This window comes from Phyllobacterium phragmitis, assembly GCF_002980495.1.
Lineage (GTDB): Bacteria > Pseudomonadota > Alphaproteobacteria > Rhizobiales > Rhizobiaceae > Paramesorhizobium > Paramesorhizobium phragmitis.
Window position 1 is genome coordinate 24,698 of record NZ_PVBR01000004.1, and the last position, 15,235, is coordinate 39,932.

Below are 15,235 nucleotides of genomic sequence, written 5' to 3' on the forward strand. Positions count from 1 at the left end.
ATTTCAAATCAGTCGTCATCGTCCGGCGTCAGCGAGACATCCGGCGGTTCGGCATCGAGATCGACATCGGCACTCTCGGCCTCGCTGGTTGCGATGCGGACATCGGTGATCCGGGCGCCTGGAAACTGGGCGAGGATCGCCGCCACATCAGGATCGGCACGGGCGTCGGTGACCAGCATGTCGCGATGCGCGGCCTCGGCTTCAGCGATGGTCTGCCCGCCCGTCTCGCGCGATACCGAGACCATCCAGCGGATGCCGGTCCAGGCGTGGAGCTTTTGCGCGATATCGCTTGGAAGCGTCTTCGGCGCGCCGTCGGTCAAGGCAATCTCAAGGCGTCCCGGCGCAATGGCGACCAGGCGCACGCAATTCTTGACCATGATCTTGAACTGCATGTCACGATGCTTGTCGGCCAGCGACACGATATCGGCAAGGCTGGTCAATGGGATCACAGGGGGAACTGCCGGGGAAGCCACCGGCACGTCGGCGACAACGGGTTCGGGGGCGGATCTCGCCTGTTGTTCCGGCTGAACCAGGCGCATTGCCGTCGAGCCGTTGCCGGTGCTCACGCCTACGGAAGATGAGGCCACGGCGTCGGCGGGAGTTCCGGAAGCAGAGCCGCCTGATATCATTGCGCCGGCGCCATTGGGGCCGGCATTGGGCCGGGGAGCATCGGCACCGACACGCGGTGCGGAAGCAGCGCCACTTTCGAGCGCCTTCAGCGCTTCATCCAGCGTCGGCAGATCGGCGGCGTGCGCCAGGCGGATCAACAGCATTTCGGCGGCCTGAATCGGGCGCGAGGCGGTCTCGACCTCGGCAATGCCCTTCAAGAGCATCTGCCAGGTGCGCGACAGGACGCGGATCGACAATTTCTCGGCGAAATCACGACCACGCACGCGCTCGTCTTCCGACAGCGACATATCGCTCGCCACATCAGGCATGAAACGCAACCGCGTCACGAGGTGGTTGAATTCGGCAAGATCGGTCAGCACCACCGCCGGATCGGCCCCGACATCATATTGCGCGCGGAACTCCTTCAGCGCGGCCGCCACATCGCCGCGCATCAGCATCTCGAACAGGTCGATGATCCTGGCGCGGTCGGCAAGGCCGAGCATGGCGCGCACGGCATCCGCCTCGACCTTGCCGCTGCCATGGGCAATGGCCTGGTCGAGAATGGATAGCGAATCACGCGCCGAGCCTTCGCCGGCCCGCGCGATCATCGCAAGCGAGGTATCGTCGATGGCGATCCCTTCCTGCCCGGCGATGTTCTTCAAATGCGCGGCGAGAAGGCCCGAATCGATGCGCCTGAGATCGAAGCGCTGGCAGCGCGACAGGACGGTGATCGGAACCTTGCGGATTTCCGTCGTGGCGAAAATGAATTTCACATGCGGCGGCGGCTCCTCGAGCGTCTTCAGCAGGCCATTGAAGGCCTGGTTGGACAGCATGTGGACCTCGTCGATGATATAGACCTTGTGGCGCGCCGAAACCGGGCGGTAGCGCACCTGCTCGATGATTTCGCGAATGTCGTCGATGCCGGTATGCGAGGCGGCGTCCATCTCGATGACATCGACATGGCGGCCTTCCATGATCGCCTGGCAATGCTCGCCAAGCGTCGAAAGATCGATGGTCGGCTGGTCGATCGTATCAGTCTTATAGTTTAAGGCCCGCGCGAGGATGCGCGCCGTCGTCGTCTTGCCGACCCCGCGAACGCCGGTCAGCATCCAGGCCTGTGCGATGCGGCCTGTGTGGAAAGCGTTTGTGAGCGTGCGGACCATCGGCTCCTGGCCGATAAGGTCGCCGAAATCCTGCGGACGGTACTTGCGGGCGAGAACGCGATAGGCGCCGTCTGCCGTTTTCGTCTCCATGCCGAGCCTGTCCTAATCCTTGTTGCGCACCTTGTGCCGCGGAGTTTGGACCCCGGGCCCGGCACCGTCAATGCCAACCTGGGCGAACACCCGGCCACGATCCGGCGACCGCAAATCATACCCGCAAAAGGGGAGAGGGTGGGAGGCTGGCACGGTGACCCGTGCCTGGCTCGTTAGGGCTGCTTCCTTCCGGACCTGACCCGGTTGGCGAGTGGCTCGTCCACCACCAACCTCCCGACCTTCATATCGGCTACGCCTGCGCAAAAAGCAAGCCAAGGCTGAAAAAAACTGCTATTTGAAACGCATGACGACATTCGTGCTCGACAAAAAGCTCGCCGCGGACACGTTCGCGGTCGCCACGCTGGGGCTCTGCGATCTGCGGCTGATGAACGACCGCCGCTGGCCATGGCTCATCCTCGTGCCGCAGCGCGCCGACAAGGTCGAGCTATACGATCTGACGCCGCTCGACCAGACCATGCTCACCTTCGAAATGGGCATCGCCGCACAGGCGTTGAAATCCGTGACCGGCTGCGAAAAAATCAACACCGGCGCACTGGGCAATATCGTGCGCCAGCTTCACATACATATCATCGCCCGCAACAGCGGCGATCCGGCATGGCCCGGCCCCGTCTGGGGCTACGGCACCGCTGAGCCCTATCAGCCGGAGGACGCGAAGACATTCGCCCTCGCCATCAGAGACGCCCTTTAAAATCATTCCAGGACCATCCGGAGCTTCCATGACATTGCGCCTGTTCGACCTGCCGGAGATCGAGCCAAGCCAAGCCGTCGGCTTTGCCGGCAACATCATCGACCGGCTGTCGGAAAAGCGCTCCGATGATGCGGGCGAGCGGGCGCTGGCCGAACCGGATGCGCGCATCATGCTTCTCGGCAAGGGACGCGTACTGCTCTCTTTTGAGGACGAAGCCCGGCCGAAAGCCTTCTTTCTACCAGGCGAAATCGCCCGGTTCGAGCCTTTGCTGCATGAGGCGGTTCTGCTCGGCAGGCAGGACCAGCGGCCGCTTCTTGCCGTCGTCACGGCGGCTGATCCAGAGCAGCTTACAGAGCCGTTCAAGGCTGTCGACTACCGCTCGGTCTATATGCAGGGCCTTATTCCGGGCGACGAACTCGGCGCACTGGCGCAGGCGGCGGCCCTGATCGCATGGCACGAGAACCACCGCTATTGCGGACGTTGCGGGACGCTCACCGAAATGCGAGCCGGCGGCTACAAGCGCGTCTGCCCGCATTGCGACGCTCAGCATTTTCCGCGCACCGATCCGGTGGCGATCATGCTGGCGGTGCGCGGCGAACGCTGCCTTCTGGCCAGAAGCCCGCATTTCGCACCGGGCATGTATTCCTGCCTTGCCGGCTTCATCGAGCCCGGCGAGACCATCGAAGCGGCGGTGCGGCGCGAGACGTTCGAAGAGATGGGCGTGCCTGTCGGCCGCGTCGCCTACCATGCCAGCCAGCCCTGGCCGTTCCCCTATTCGCTGATGATCGGCTGCCATGCCGAAGCGCTGTCGGACGATTTCATCATCGACCGGTCGGAACTGGAGGACGGACGCTGGTTTACGCGCGGCGAAGTTCTCGCCATGCTGGAGCGCTCGCATCCCGAAGGACTGATGACGCCACCACCGGGCGCGATCGCCGCCCATCTGATCAGAAGCTGGGCGGAGGGTTAAACGCAGTTAGAGTCTGTCATGGATTAATTGAATCGTTGATACGACAAGGGGTCTTGTCTCGTCGTCATTCTCGGGCTTGTCCCGAGAATCTGCCATAAGTAAAAAGAAAAGCAATTACCGTACGAACAGCTCAAACTGCGGTCGATTCTCGGGACAAGCCCGAGAATGACGGCCAGGTGGAAGCTGTTTCAAGCTAGTCCTGACAGACTCTAGCCGTTCCGGTAGTACCATCGAGACAGTGGAAATCTAGACCGGTTCATTTTGAATAGAACCGCTCTATCTAGCTACTCCGCCGGCTCGTTCTGCGTATCGCGGAAGGGGCTGCCGGGATAGACGCCGACGATGCGCATTTCCTTCGAAAAGAACTCCAGTTCCTCCAGCGCGAGCCGCACGGAACGTTCTTCGGGGTGGCCTTCGATGTCGGCATAGAACTGCGTTGCGGTGAAGGTGCCGCCGATCTGGTAGCTTTCGAGCTTGGTCATGTTGATGCCGTTGGTGGCAAAGCCGCCCATGGCCTTATAGAGCGCGGCGGGGACGTTTCTCACCCGGAACACGAAGGTCGTCACGATGCGGCTGCCATCCGCAGGCCGCGGCGCCCATTTCTTCGTCTTGGAGAGCACGACGAACCGGGTGATGTTGTTCTCCATATCCTCGACATCCTCGGCCAGTATGTCGAGGCCGTAGAGGCCGGAGGCCAGGCGCGGCGCAAGTGCCGCCATCGTCCTGTCGCCCGCTTCCGCCACGATACGGGCAGCGCCCGCCGTATCGCCCGCCACCACCGGCTTCCAGCCATGCTTGCGGATGATCTTGCGGCACTGACCGAGTGCATGAATATGGCTGTGGACCGTCCTGATCTCGTCAAGCCCGCTGCCCGGCAGGGTCATCAACTGGAAATGGATGGGCAGGAAATATTCGCCGACGATATGCAGCCGCGATTCGGGCAGGAGATGATGGATATCGGCGACACGGCCGGCGATGGTGTTCTCGATCGGGATCATCGCCAAGTCGGCGGCGCCGGCTTCCACCGCGTTGAACGCATCCTCGAATGTCGGGCAAGGCAGCGGCTCCATGTCCGGGAACATGTTGCGGCAGGCCGTGTCGGAATTTGCCCCCGGCTCGCCCTGGAACGAGATCTTGTTGGTCTTAGCTGCCGTCTGGCCTGCCATCTTCGTATGCCCTCCTTCAGATGCCTTGCGAAATAAGAATGCGCGCCCGTTCGAGATCGAAAGCGGTATCGACACCGAGCGGCACGGAATTGACGATTTCGACATCGATGCGCATGCCGGCCTCGATCGCGCGGAGCTGTTCCAGCTTTTCGCGCCGCTCCAATGGCGAGGGTCCGAGCCGGACGAAGCGCTCCAGCGCAGCGCGGCGATAGGCGTAAAGGCCGATGTGGTGGTAGAGCGGCCCGTCGCCCCATGGCGCCGTGGCGCGGGTGAAATAAAGCGCGCGCAAGCGCTTGCCGTCGCCGAGCGGCGAACCGACGATCTTCACCACGCTGGGATTGGTTTTCTCAGCTTCTTCGGTGATCTCGACACCAAGCGTTGCAATGTCGGCCGGGCCATCCTCGAGCGGCCGCAGGGCCTTGGCGACGGTCCGGGGATCGATGGTCGGGAGATCACCCTGCACATTGATGACGGCATCGATTTCGCCATTGGGATCGAGCGACAAAAGCGCCTCGTAAATGCGGTCGGAACCCGATTCGTGATCGGAGCGGGTCATCACCGCTTCGAACCCGTGGGCGCGGACCGCACTGGCGATATCCTCACTATCGGTGGCGACGACCGTGCGGCCTAGGCGCGCAGCGGCGGCGCGTTCCGCGACATGGACGATCATCGGCTTGCCGGCGATATCGGCCAATGGTTTGTTGGGCAGGCGCGTCGCTGCAAGGCGCGCCGGAATGATCGTCAGGGTTTTCATGGTCTGGAGCATGAGCGTTGGATTTCCAAAAGTGTCAAAAAGTCACGGGCCGGAGCGTCCTTATAGGTGTTGCAAGTGCAGAGCAAAAGACCTAGTTTCCGCGCCATCTTGGACAGGAGGAGACCGGCCCGATCATGGGTTCGCGTTTCCCGAATATGAGGACCTCTCACAAGGGGGAGCGCTGACTGCCGATGGAATCGTCTCAATCCAATAAATTTATCATGGCCTTTCTTGCGGCGGTTTTCGTCGTCATGTCTGTCAGCCTTTTCTCCGATGTCATCTTCGATAGTCCCAAGCCGGAAAAAGAAGGCTATTTCATCAAGCCATTGGAGGCTTCCACCGGCGGCGAAGAGAAGGCCGCGCCAGTGGCCGTACCAATCGCCACGCTCTTGCAGACCGCCGATCCGAAGAAGGGCGCGAATGTGTTCAAGCGCTGCCAGGCCTGCCATACCGGTGAAAAAGGCGGCCCGAACAAGGTCGGCCCGGACCTGTGGGATATCGTTGACCGTCCGATCGCATCTCATCCGGGTTTCAGCTATTCGGCCGGCATGAAGGAATTCGCCAAGACCGCCAAGACCTGGACCTACGACCATCTCAACGGCTTCCTCACCTCGCCCAAGAACTACGTCAAGGGCACGGCCATGGGCTTCGCCGGCGACAAGAACGACGCCGAGCGCGCCGATCTCATCGCCTATCTCAGGACGCTTTCCGACAATCCGAAGCCGCTGCCTGAAGCGCCTGCCGCAGCCGAGCAGGCCGCCGGCGATGCCGCGCCTGCCGAAGGTGGGGCAGCCCAGCCCGCCGGCGAGGCCGAGAAGCCCGCTGGTCAAGCGGAAAAGCCTGCTGGCGAGGCCGAGAAGCCTGCAGAAAACACCGCCCCGGCACCGCAAGGTGAACAGAGCGCTCCAGCGCAGGGTGAACAGCCAGCCGCACCGGCACAACCCGCGCCGGCACAGGGCGAGCAGCCTGCCACCAACAATTAATCATTCGGTCGATTATTTGCTGGAAAGCCGGGCTAAAAGCCCGGCTTTTTTCATTTTCGCGGGATAATGCCTTTCTTCCTCCGCAAAATGCCATAGTCTTTTCCTGTAGATTTCAATCGGAGGTGAGAGGCATGAAGGCAATCCTGGCGGTCATGATGGCGTTGGCTATGATGGCGGGGTCGACGATTATCGCGGCCGCGCAAAGCCCCGAACCTCAATGGCGCCACGCCTCCAGCCTCCTCGGCGAGCCGAAATATCCCCCCGGTTTCAAGCATTACGACTATGTCAATCCGGACGCTCCCAAGGGCGGGACGCTCAATCAGGTGGCGGAGGGTACCTTCGATAGTCTGAACCCCTATGTCGTGCAGGGCGTGCCCGCCGCCGGGTTCGCCAACTTCGGCGGCGGGATGCTCTACGATACGCTGATGTCGGATTCGACCGACCAAAGCTCGACCAGCTACGGACTGGTCGCCGAAGCGATACAATATCCCGATGATTTTTCCTGGGTGAAATTCCGCCTCAATCCCGCCGCGCGCTGGCATGACGGCCAGCCGATCACAGTGGAAGACGTGATCTGGTCGTTCGAGACCCTGAAAAAACAGTCGCCGCCCTACAACAAATATTATGGCGATGTGATCAAGGCAGAAAAGACCGGGGAACGTGAGGTCACCTTCACATTTTCCGAGAAGGGCAACCGGGAACTGCCGCAGATCATGGGCCAGTTGGCCGTGCTGCCGAAACATTGGTGGGAAGGGACCGACGCCCAGGGCAGGAAGCGCGACATCTCGCGCCCGACACTGGAAATCCCGCTCGGCTCCAGCGCCTACAGGGTTGAAAAGGTGATGCCCGGCCGCTCGATCATCTGGGCCCGCGTCGAGGACTATTGGGGCAAGGACCTGCCTGTTCACGTCGGACGCAACAATTTCGATCGCATCCAGTACGATTATTATCTCGACGCCAATGCCACATGGGAAGCCTTCAAGAAGGGCGGGCTCTACGACTACAGGGCGGAAAACCGCATGCAGCGCTGGATGCAGGGGTATAATTTTCCCGCCGTGCAGCGCGGCGACGTGATCAAGCAGGCCTTCCCGTACCACGCGATAGGACGCATGCAGGCCTATTTCCTGAATACACGGCGTGACAAATTCAAGGACCCGAAAGTGCGCGAGGCGCTGAACTGGGTCTATGATTTCCAGTCGATGAACCGCCTTTTGTTCTTCAACCAGTACAAGCGCATCGAGAGCTATTTCGCCGGCATCGATCTCGCTTCGAGCGGGCTGCCGACGGGCAAGGAACTGGAGATACTCGAAACGGTGCGCGACGAGGTGCCGCCCGAGGTCTTCACCAAGGAATTCAAGGAGCCGGTCTTCGACACGCCGCAGGCGACGCGGGAAAATCTGCGGCACGCGATGCAACTCTTCAAGGAGGCAGGCTACACACTCAAGGACGGCGCCCTCGTCGACAAGAACGGCAAGCCCTTCACCATCGAATTTCTCGGCAATGATCCGACCGACGAACGCATCTTCAATCCCTTCGTCGCCAATCTGCGCCGTGTCGGCATCCGGGCCACGGTGCGCATCGTCGACAGCGCGCAATATCAGGCGCGGGTGAGCGATTTCGATTATGATTCGATCGCTACGATCATTGGGCAAGGCGAGTCGCCCGGCAACGAGCAGCGCGAGTACTGGAGCTCCGCTGCGGCCGATATCAAAGGCAGCCGAAACTATTCCGGCATCAAGAACCCGGCCATCGACAAGCTCATCGACCGCGTGGTCTACGCCAAGGACCGCGACGATCTCGTCGCCGCAACCCATGCGCTCGACCGGGTGCTGTTGTGGAACTACTATGTCGTGCCGCAATGGTATGATGACGATATCCACGTCGCCTATTGGAACAAGTTCGGCATGCCTGAGAAGCAGCCGGATTATTCAGGCATCGATCCGTTTTCCTGGTGGATCGATCCGGCCAAGGAGCGGGCGCTGCAGGTGCGTGGCGAATGAGGAGCGACATGCCGGCAGACCGTCCTGTCATGGCGAAACCGACGATCGACAGGCGCTCATTCCTGTCACTCTCCGGCAGCGCGGCGATTGCCGCCTTCATGCCCGGGCGCGCCTTCGCCGAGGTGCCGACCGACACGCCGCTGCATGGGCTTTCGGCTTTCGGGGCGTTGAAATATCCCGATGATTTCACCCATTTCGACTATGCCAGCCCGGACGCTCCGAAAGGCGGCACCTTCGCCTTCGGTCCGCCGAACTGGGTCTACAACCAGAGCCCGCTCACCTTCAACACGCTGAACAGCTTCTCCGGCAAGGGCGATGCGCCGCCGCGCATGGAGCTTTGTTTCGATTCGCTGATGACTTCGGCGCTGGACGAGCCCGATGCCATCTACGGCCTCGTCGCCGAAAGCGTGACGATCTCGGACGACCGCAATTCCTATATCTTCAAGCTGCGACCAGACGCACGGTTTGCCGACGGCACGCCGCTCACGGCTGATGACGTCGCCTTCAGCTATCTGACCTTCAGGGAAGAAGGCCACCCGGAACTGCTCTTGACGCTGAGCGAGCTCAAGGACGCTGTTGCGGAAGACGCGCATACGCTACGGCTCGTTTTTTCCGGCAAACATTCCGCCCGGGCCATTCTCAACGCCGCCACCATGCCGATCCTTTCGAAAGCCTGGTATGCAACCCGCGATTTCTCCGCTTCCACTCTGGAACCACCGCTGGGCTCCGGGCCATACAAGGTCGGGCGGTTTTCGCCGGCGCAATTCATCGCATATGAGCGCAACAAGGATTATTGGGCGCGCGACCTCCCCGTCAATCGCGGCTTTTATCATTTCGACCGCATCCGCATCGAGTTCTACCGTGACAGGCAGCCGGAATTCGAGGCCTTCAAGAAGGGCGTACTCGACTGGCGTTGGGAGAGCTCGTCGAAATTCTGGGCGACGGAGTATAATTTCCCGGCAATCCTGGAAAAGAAGGTGGTGAAACGCACCTTCCCGCGCGAAAAGCGGCCAAGCATGCAGTCATGGGCGGTCAACCAGCGGCGCGAGCGCTTCCGCGATCCGCGGGTGCGCGAGGCGATCACACTGTGCTTCGATTTCGAATGGACCAACAAGAATCTTTTCTACGACGCATATCAGCGCGCGCAGTCCTGCTTCGGCGGTTCCGATTTCGAGGCCAGGGGGAAGCCCTCGCCGGATGAACTCGCCATTCTCGAGCGCTATCGCGGCCGCGTGCCGGAGGCGATTTTCGGCGAAGTGGTCACCATGCCCGTTTCCGACGGCTCGGGCCGCGACCGCAAGCTGTTCCGCCGCGCCATCGATCTGATGACGGAAGCCGGGTTCAAACGGGAGAATGGACGCTTTGCCGACAAGGACGGACGGTCCTTCGATCTCGAATTGATGATCGATTCGGAAGGGTTTGTCCGCATCTGCAATCCCTTCATGCAGAATTTGCGCGCCATCGGCATCAATGCATCGCTGCGGCTGGTCGATCCGGTCCAGTACCAGGCCCGCACCCTGAATTTCGATTTCGACATGATGGGCATGGCGGTCTCGATGTCGGCGACGCCGACGCAGGAATCGCTCGGCCCGATGTTTTCCTCCAGATCGGCCGATATACCCGGCACGCGCAACTATCCGGGAACCGCCGATCCGGTCATCGATGCGCTGATCGAGGATGCCGGCAAGGTCACCTCGCGCGACGAACTCGTGCCGGTTCTGCAGGTTCTCGATCGCCTCTTGCGTCTCAGGCGCGACTGGATTCCAACTTGGACCTCGGCGAATCACCTGGTCGCCTATTGGGACAGGTTCGGTTTCAGGGAACCGAAACCCGATTACGGATTTCCGGTGGAGACGCTGTGGTGGGTGGATGAAGAAAAGGCACAGGCGATTGGCAAGGCATAAACGAAACGACAATAGACTGGGAATGGGTTTCTGATGGGCGCTTACATCCTGCGCCGCCTGCTCCTGATGATACCGACGATGTTTGGCATCATGGCCATTTCCTTCGCCGTGGTCCAGTTCGCGCCCGGCGGTCCGGTCGAACGGGTGATCGCGCAACTCTCCGGACAAGGCGGAGATGCGCTCGATCGCTTAAGCGGCGGCAGCGGCGACATGGGCCAGGGGAGCGGCTTCGACACGAGTGGCGCAAACTCCAGATATCGCGGCGCGCAGGGGCTCGACCCGCAATTCATTGCGAGCCTGGAAAAGCAGTTCGGCTTCGACAAGCCGCCGCTGGAACGCTTCGGCCTGATGCTGTGGAACTATATGCGCTTCGATTTCGGTCGCAGCTATTTCCGCGATATCGGCGTGCTCGACCTGATCCTGGAAAAAATGCCCGTTTCGATCTCGCTCGGCCTGTGGCTGACGCTTTTGTCCTACGCCATCTCGATCCCGCTCGGCATCCGCAAGGCGATCAAGGACGGCTCGCAATTCGACGTCTGGACCAGCGCGGTGATCATCGTCGGCTATGCCATTCCGAGTTTCCTCTTCGCCATATTGCTGATCGTGCTCTTTGCCGGCGGCTCCTTCTTCGACTGGTTCCCCTTACGCGGATTGACCTCTCCCGATTTCGACCAGCTTTCGCTGTGGGGCAAGATCGTCGATTATCTCTGGCACATCGCGCTGCCGGTAACGGCATTGGTGCTATCCGCCTTCGCCACGACCACGCTCCTGACCAAGAATTCGTTCCTTGAGGAGATCCGCAAGCAATATGTGACGACAGCGCGGGCCAAGGGACTGACCGAGCGGCAGGTGCTGTATCGCCATGTGTTCCGCAATGCCATGCTCATCGTCGTCGCCGGCTTTCCCGGCGCCTTCATCTCCGCCTTCTTCACCGGGTCGCTGCTCATCGAGACCATCTTCTCGCTCGACGGGCTCGGGCTGCTCGGCTATCAGTCGGTGCTCAACCGCGACTACCCCGTGGTCTTCGCCAATCTCTTCATCTTTTCGCTTCTCGGCCTGATCGTCGGTCTTCTCTCGGATCTCCTGTACACATGGATCGATCCGCGTATCGATTTCGAGCGGAGGGATGTGTGATGGTGCAGATCGCCGCAAAGGCCGAAGCTGGAAGCCAGGCGATTCCGGTGCGCCGTCCATGGCTCTCGCCGCTCAACCAGCGGCGCTGGTACAATTTCAAGACCAACCGGCGCGGCTGGTGGTCGCTATGGCTGTTCCTCTTCCTGTTCATCGCCTCGCTCTTCGCCGAATTCATCGCCAACGATAAGCCGATCCTCGTCTCCTACAAGGGCGAGCTCCTGATGCCTGTGCTGGTCGATTATCCCGAGGAGAAATTCGGCGGGTTCTACGCCGTCACCGATTATCGCGATCCCGTCATCTCGGACGAGATCAAAGCCCATGGCTGGATGGTCTGGCCGCCGATCCGCTATTCCTACCGTACGGTGAACAACGAAATCCCCGAGGCGGCGCCCTCGAAACCCTTCTGGCTCTACAGCAAGGAAGAGCGCTGCCAGCGTTATCCGCTGGGGGTGGACGACGAAAACTGCATCTTCGGCAACTGGAATCTCCTTGGTACGGATGACCAGGCCCGCGATGTCTTCGCCCGCGCGCTCTATGGCTTCCGCATTTCCGTGCTGTTCGGCCTGATTCTCACGGCGGCATCGGCGCTCATCGGCGTGACGGCGGGGGCGGTGCAGGGCTATTTCGGCGGCTGGGTCGATCTTCTGTTCCAGCGCTTCATCGAGATCTGGTCGGCGATCCCGGTGCTTTATCTCCTGCTCATCATCGCAGCCGTGCTGCCGCCGGGCTTCTGGATCCTGCTCGGCATCATGCTGCTGTTCTCATGGGTCGCCTTCGTCGGCGTGGTGCGGGCGGAGTTCCTGCGGGCACGCAATTTCGAATATGTGAATGCGGCGCGCGCGCTCGGCGTTCCCAACGGCACGATCATGCTGCGCCATCTTCTGCCGAACGCCATGGTGGCGACGCTGACTTTCCTGCCCTTCATCCTCAACGGCTCGATCACGACGCTGACCTCGCTCGACTTCCTCGGCTTCGGCCTGCCACCCGGCTCGCCGTCGCTCGGCGAATTGCTGGCGCAGGGCAAGAACAATCTGCAGGCGCCATGGCTCGGCCTGACCGGCTTCATCGTCATATCGCTGATGCTGTCGCTGCTGATTTTCGTCGGCGAAGCGACGCGTGACGCCTTCGATCCGAGAAAGGCGTTCAAATGAGCGGGAAAATGAGCGGCACACCGTTGCTTTCCGTCCGCGATCTCTCCGTCGCCTTCACCCAGGGCGGGAGCGAGACGCTGGCCGTCGACCACATCTCCTTCGATATCGCCAAGGGCGAGACGGTGGCGCTCGTCGGCGAATCCGGTTCCGGCAAATCGGTTTCAGCACTTTCGATCCTGAAGCTCCTGCCCTACCCCTCCGCGAGCCACCCCTCGGGTCAGATCCTGTTCAACGGCGACAATCTGCTCGGCCATGACGAGCGCGATCTGCGCCGGGTGCGCGGCAATGATATCGCCATGATCTTCCAGGAGCCGATGACGTCGCTCAATCCGCTGCACACGATCGAGCGGCAGGTGAGCGAGATCCTGAAAATCCATCAGGGTATGAGTGACAAGGCGGCGCGGGCGCGCACGCTGGAGCTTCTGAACGAGGTCGGCATCCGCGAGCCGGAAAAGCGCCTCACCGCCTATCCTCATCAATTGTCGGGCGGACAGCGCCAGCGTGTGATGATCGCCATGGCGCTGGCCAACAAGCCGGCGCTGCTGATCGCCGACGAGCCGACGACGGCGCTCGACGTCACCGTGCAGGCGCAGATCCTGAAGCTCCTGGCAGATCTGAAGACATCTCAGGACATGTCGATGCTGTTCATCACCCATGATCTCGGCATCGTGCGCAAGATCGCCGACCGGGTCTGCGTGATGACCAGGGGCCGGATCGTCGAGACCGGGCCGACAAAAGAGATCTTCGACAATCCGCAGCATGAATATACCCGCCATCTGCTTGCCGCCGAGCCGAAGGGCGAACCGCCGGCCGCCAATTTTACCGCGCCATCCGTCATGGAAGGCAAGGATTTGAAGGTCTGGTTTCCGATCAGACAAGGCTTCCTGCGCCGCACCGTCGACAATGTGAAGGCGGTGGACGGCATCGACATCTCGATCCGCGCCGGCCAGACGCTGGGCGTCGTCGGCGAATCCGGTTCCGGCAAGACAACTTTGGGGCTGGCGCTGGCGCGCATGATCTCGTCGAAAGGCGATATCCGCTTCGCCGGGCGCGAGATCGACCGCTTCAGCTTTAAACAAATGCGGCCGCTCAGGCGCGAATTGCAGATCGTCTTCCAGGATCCGTTCGGCTCGCTCAGCCCGCGCATGTCGATTACCGAGATCATCGCCGAGGGCTTGCAGGTGCATGAGCCCGGGCTTTCGGCGGACGAGCGCGATGCGCGCGTGGTCGCCGCGCTCAAAGAGGTCAATCTCGATCCCGATACCCGCTTCCGCTATCCGCACGAATTTTCCGGCGGCCAGCGCCAGCGCATCGCGATCGCGCGGGCGATGGTGCTCAACCCGCGCTTCGTCATGCTCGACGAGCCGACTTCGGCGCTCGACATGAGCGTACAGGCGCAGGTGGTCGACCTTTTGCGCGCGTTGCAGAAAAAGCATGATCTGGCCTATCTCTTCATCAGCCATGATCTGAAAGTGGTGCGGGCGCTCGCCAATGACGTTCTGGTCATGCGCAACGGCAAGGCGGTGGAATATGGTCCGGCGGCGGAAATCTTCGCCCGACCGAAAGAAGACTATACGAAAGCGCTGATGGCGGCGGCATTCCGCATGGAAGCCGCAGAGGGGGTGGTCGGTCAATGACAGGCATGAACAACGACAAGGGGCGGATTCTCCTGTCGGTCACGGATTGGGAGCCGGAAAACTGGCGCGCGGCCTTCGCCAAGGTAGCGCCCGACCGTCCCGTGGTGCTTGCACCGGATCATCCCGGCGACGAGACCATCCACTATGCGCTGGTCTGGAAGCAGAAGCCGGGCTCGCTCGCCAACCTGCCCAATCTCAAGGCGATCTTCTCGCTCGGCGCCGGCGTCGACCATATCTTCCACGATCCGCATATTCCCGACGTGCCGATCGTCCGCATCGTCTCGGACGATCTGTCGATGCGGATGAGCGAGTATGTCGTCTGGCAGGTGCTGGATCACCATCGGCTGGGGCCGCGCTACCGCAGGCAGCAGCAGAACCGCATCTGGCTTGAGGACCGCCGCCAGCCCGCCGCCAACGAGGTCACGGTCGGCATACTGGGCCTCGGCGTCCTCGGGCGCGATGCGGCGGAAAAGCTTCTGGCGCTCGGCTTCCGCGTCACCGGCTGGAGCCGGCGGCCGCACCAGATGGATGGCGTCGAAACTTTCCACGGCAGGCAAGGCCTGGGCGATTTTCTCGCCGGCGCCGACATCCTCGTCTGCCTCCTGCCTTTGACGCAGGAGACGAAGGGCATTCTTTCCATGTCGATGTTTGCCCGGCTGAAGCAGGAAGGACCGCTCGGCGCGCCGGTCCTGATCAATGCCGGACGCGGCGGCTTGCAGAACGAGGCCGATATTCTGGCCGCACTCGACCGGGGGCTGTTATCGGCGGCGTCGCTCGACGTCTTCGAAAAGGAACCGCTGCCGGCCGACAGCCCGCTCTGGTCGCATCCGAAGGTGACGGTAACGCCGCACGCGGCGGCAAGCTCCGCACCCGGCGCGCTGGTGCCGCTGATCCTGCAGCAGATCGAAGCCCATGAACGCGGCGAGCCTTTGACCAATCTGGTGGATCGCAGCGCGCAGTATTGA

Annotated in this window: 12 protein-coding genes and 1 other RNA gene; 9 read left to right on the forward strand and 4 right to left on the reverse strand. The window is 61.6% G+C overall.

All coding sequences use genetic code 11. The annotated features are described in order from the left end of the window. Positions 1–8: 8 nt before the first annotated feature. On the reverse strand, positions 9–1,862 hold the full coding sequence (locus C5748_RS06095) for a DNA polymerase III subunit gamma/tau (RefSeq protein WP_105741062.1): 1,854 nt from the start codon (positions 1,860–1,862) through the stop codon (positions 9–11). Positions 1,863–2,000: 138 nt separating this feature from the next. Further along, an RNA gene (ffs, locus tag C5748_RS06100) (signal recognition particle sRNA small type) lies at positions 2,001–2,097 on the reverse strand. A 69-nt stretch (positions 2,098–2,166) separates the two neighbouring features. Between ffs and C5748_RS06105 the strand changes: the two genes are divergently transcribed. Further along, complete coding sequence (locus C5748_RS06105; protein WP_105741063.1) at positions 2,167–2,571, forward strand: HIT domain-containing protein; 405 nt, start codon at positions 2,167–2,169, stop codon at positions 2,569–2,571. A gap of 28 nt (positions 2,572–2,599) precedes the next feature. Next, positions 2,600–3,541, forward strand: coding sequence for an NAD(+) diphosphatase (gene nudC, locus C5748_RS06110; RefSeq protein WP_105741064.1), 942 nt, complete (start codon positions 2,600–2,602; stop codon positions 3,539–3,541). A gap of 284 nt (positions 3,542–3,825) precedes the next feature. On the opposite strand, the gene C5748_RS06115 is transcribed toward nudC, so the two are convergent. Beyond that, positions 3,826–4,707 carry a prephenate dehydratase gene (locus C5748_RS06115; protein WP_105741065.1) on the reverse strand — a complete coding sequence of 294 codons (882 nt, stop codon included), beginning with the start codon at positions 4,705–4,707 and terminating at the stop codon, positions 3,826–3,828. 16 nt (positions 4,708–4,723) lie between these two features. Next, positions 4,724–5,473 carry a 3-deoxy-manno-octulosonate cytidylyltransferase gene (locus C5748_RS06120; protein WP_105741066.1) on the reverse strand — a complete coding sequence of 250 codons (750 nt, stop codon included), beginning with the start codon at positions 5,471–5,473 and terminating at the stop codon, positions 4,724–4,726. Between the two features lie 179 nt (positions 5,474–5,652). On the opposite strand from C5748_RS06120, the gene C5748_RS06125 reads away from it, so the two are divergent. The 7 genes from C5748_RS06125 (at position 5,653) to C5748_RS06155 (ending at position 15,235) form a co-directional block, all read left to right on the forward strand. Continuing rightward, entirely contained in the window at positions 5,653–6,444 is a 792-nt protein-coding gene (locus C5748_RS06125; RefSeq protein WP_105741067.1) for a c-type cytochrome, read from the forward strand. Positions 6,445–6,596: 152 nt separating this feature from the next. Beyond that, positions 6,597–8,444, forward strand: coding sequence for an extracellular solute-binding protein (locus tag C5748_RS06130; protein ID WP_425350216.1), 1,848 nt, complete (start codon positions 6,597–6,599; stop codon positions 8,442–8,444). Between the two features lie 8 nt (positions 8,445–8,452). Beyond that, on the forward strand, positions 8,453–10,348 hold the full coding sequence (locus C5748_RS06135; protein WP_245428844.1) for an extracellular solute-binding protein: 1,896 nt from the start codon (positions 8,453–8,455) through the stop codon (positions 10,346–10,348). A gap of 33 nt (positions 10,349–10,381) precedes the next feature. Continuing rightward, complete coding sequence (locus C5748_RS06140; protein ID WP_105741069.1) at positions 10,382–11,482, forward strand: microcin C ABC transporter permease YejB; 1,101 nt, start codon at positions 10,382–10,384, stop codon at positions 11,480–11,482. Next, positions 11,482–12,633, forward strand: coding sequence for an ABC transporter permease (locus tag C5748_RS06145; protein ID WP_105741070.1), 1,152 nt, complete (start codon positions 11,482–11,484; stop codon positions 12,631–12,633). The genes C5748_RS06140 and C5748_RS06145 overlap by 1 nt, the downstream gene beginning before the upstream one ends. After that, complete coding sequence (locus C5748_RS06150; RefSeq protein ID WP_105741071.1) at positions 12,630–14,270, forward strand: ABC transporter ATP-binding protein; 1,641 nt, start codon at positions 12,630–12,632, stop codon at positions 14,268–14,270. The genes C5748_RS06145 and C5748_RS06150 overlap by 4 nt, the downstream gene beginning before the upstream one ends. A gap of 5 nt (positions 14,271–14,275) precedes the next feature. Then, positions 14,276–15,235: a 2-hydroxyacid dehydrogenase gene (locus C5748_RS06155; protein ID WP_105741363.1), complete on the forward strand. Its 960-nt coding sequence runs from the start codon at positions 14,276–14,278 to the stop codon at positions 15,233–15,235.

What these genes read in the sequence shown, in the direction of transcription:
- C5748_RS06120 (WP_105741066.1), bottom strand. Translation starts at nt 5,473, where the DNA reads ATGCTCCAGACCATGAAAACCCTGACGATCATTCCGGCGCGCCTTGCA.
- nudC (WP_105741064.1), top strand. Translation starts at nt 2,600, where the DNA reads ATGACATTGCGCCTGTTCGACCTGCCGGAGATCGAGCCAAGCCAAGCC.
- C5748_RS06150 (WP_105741071.1), top strand. Translation starts at nt 12,630, where the DNA reads ATGAGCGGGAAAATGAGCGGCACACCGTTGCTTTCCGTCCGCGATCTC.
- C5748_RS06140 (WP_105741069.1), top strand. Translation starts at nt 10,382, where the DNA reads ATGGGCGCTTACATCCTGCGCCGCCTGCTCCTGATGATACCGACGATG.
- C5748_RS06155 (WP_105741363.1), top strand. Translation starts at nt 14,276, where the DNA reads ATGAACAACGACAAGGGGCGGATTCTCCTGTCGGTCACGGATTGGGAG.
- C5748_RS06130 (WP_425350216.1), top strand. Translation starts at nt 6,597, where the DNA reads ATGATGGCGTTGGCTATGATGGCGGGGTCGACGATTATCGCGGCCGCG.
- C5748_RS06115 (WP_105741065.1), bottom strand. Translation starts at nt 4,707, where the DNA reads ATGGCAGGCCAGACGGCAGCTAAGACCAACAAGATCTCGTTCCAGGGC.
- C5748_RS06095 (WP_105741062.1), bottom strand. Translation starts at nt 1,862, where the DNA reads ATGGAGACGAAAACGGCAGACGGCGCCTATCGCGTTCTCGCCCGCAAG.
- C5748_RS06125 (WP_105741067.1), top strand. Translation starts at nt 5,653, where the DNA reads ATGGAATCGTCTCAATCCAATAAATTTATCATGGCCTTTCTTGCGGCG.
- C5748_RS06135 (WP_245428844.1), top strand. Translation starts at nt 8,453, where the DNA reads ATGCCGGCAGACCGTCCTGTCATGGCGAAACCGACGATCGACAGGCGC.
- C5748_RS06105 (WP_105741063.1), top strand. Translation starts at nt 2,167, where the DNA reads ATGACGACATTCGTGCTCGACAAAAAGCTCGCCGCGGACACGTTCGCG.
- C5748_RS06145 (WP_105741070.1), top strand. Translation starts at nt 11,482, where the DNA reads ATGGTGCAGATCGCCGCAAAGGCCGAAGCTGGAAGCCAGGCGATTCCG.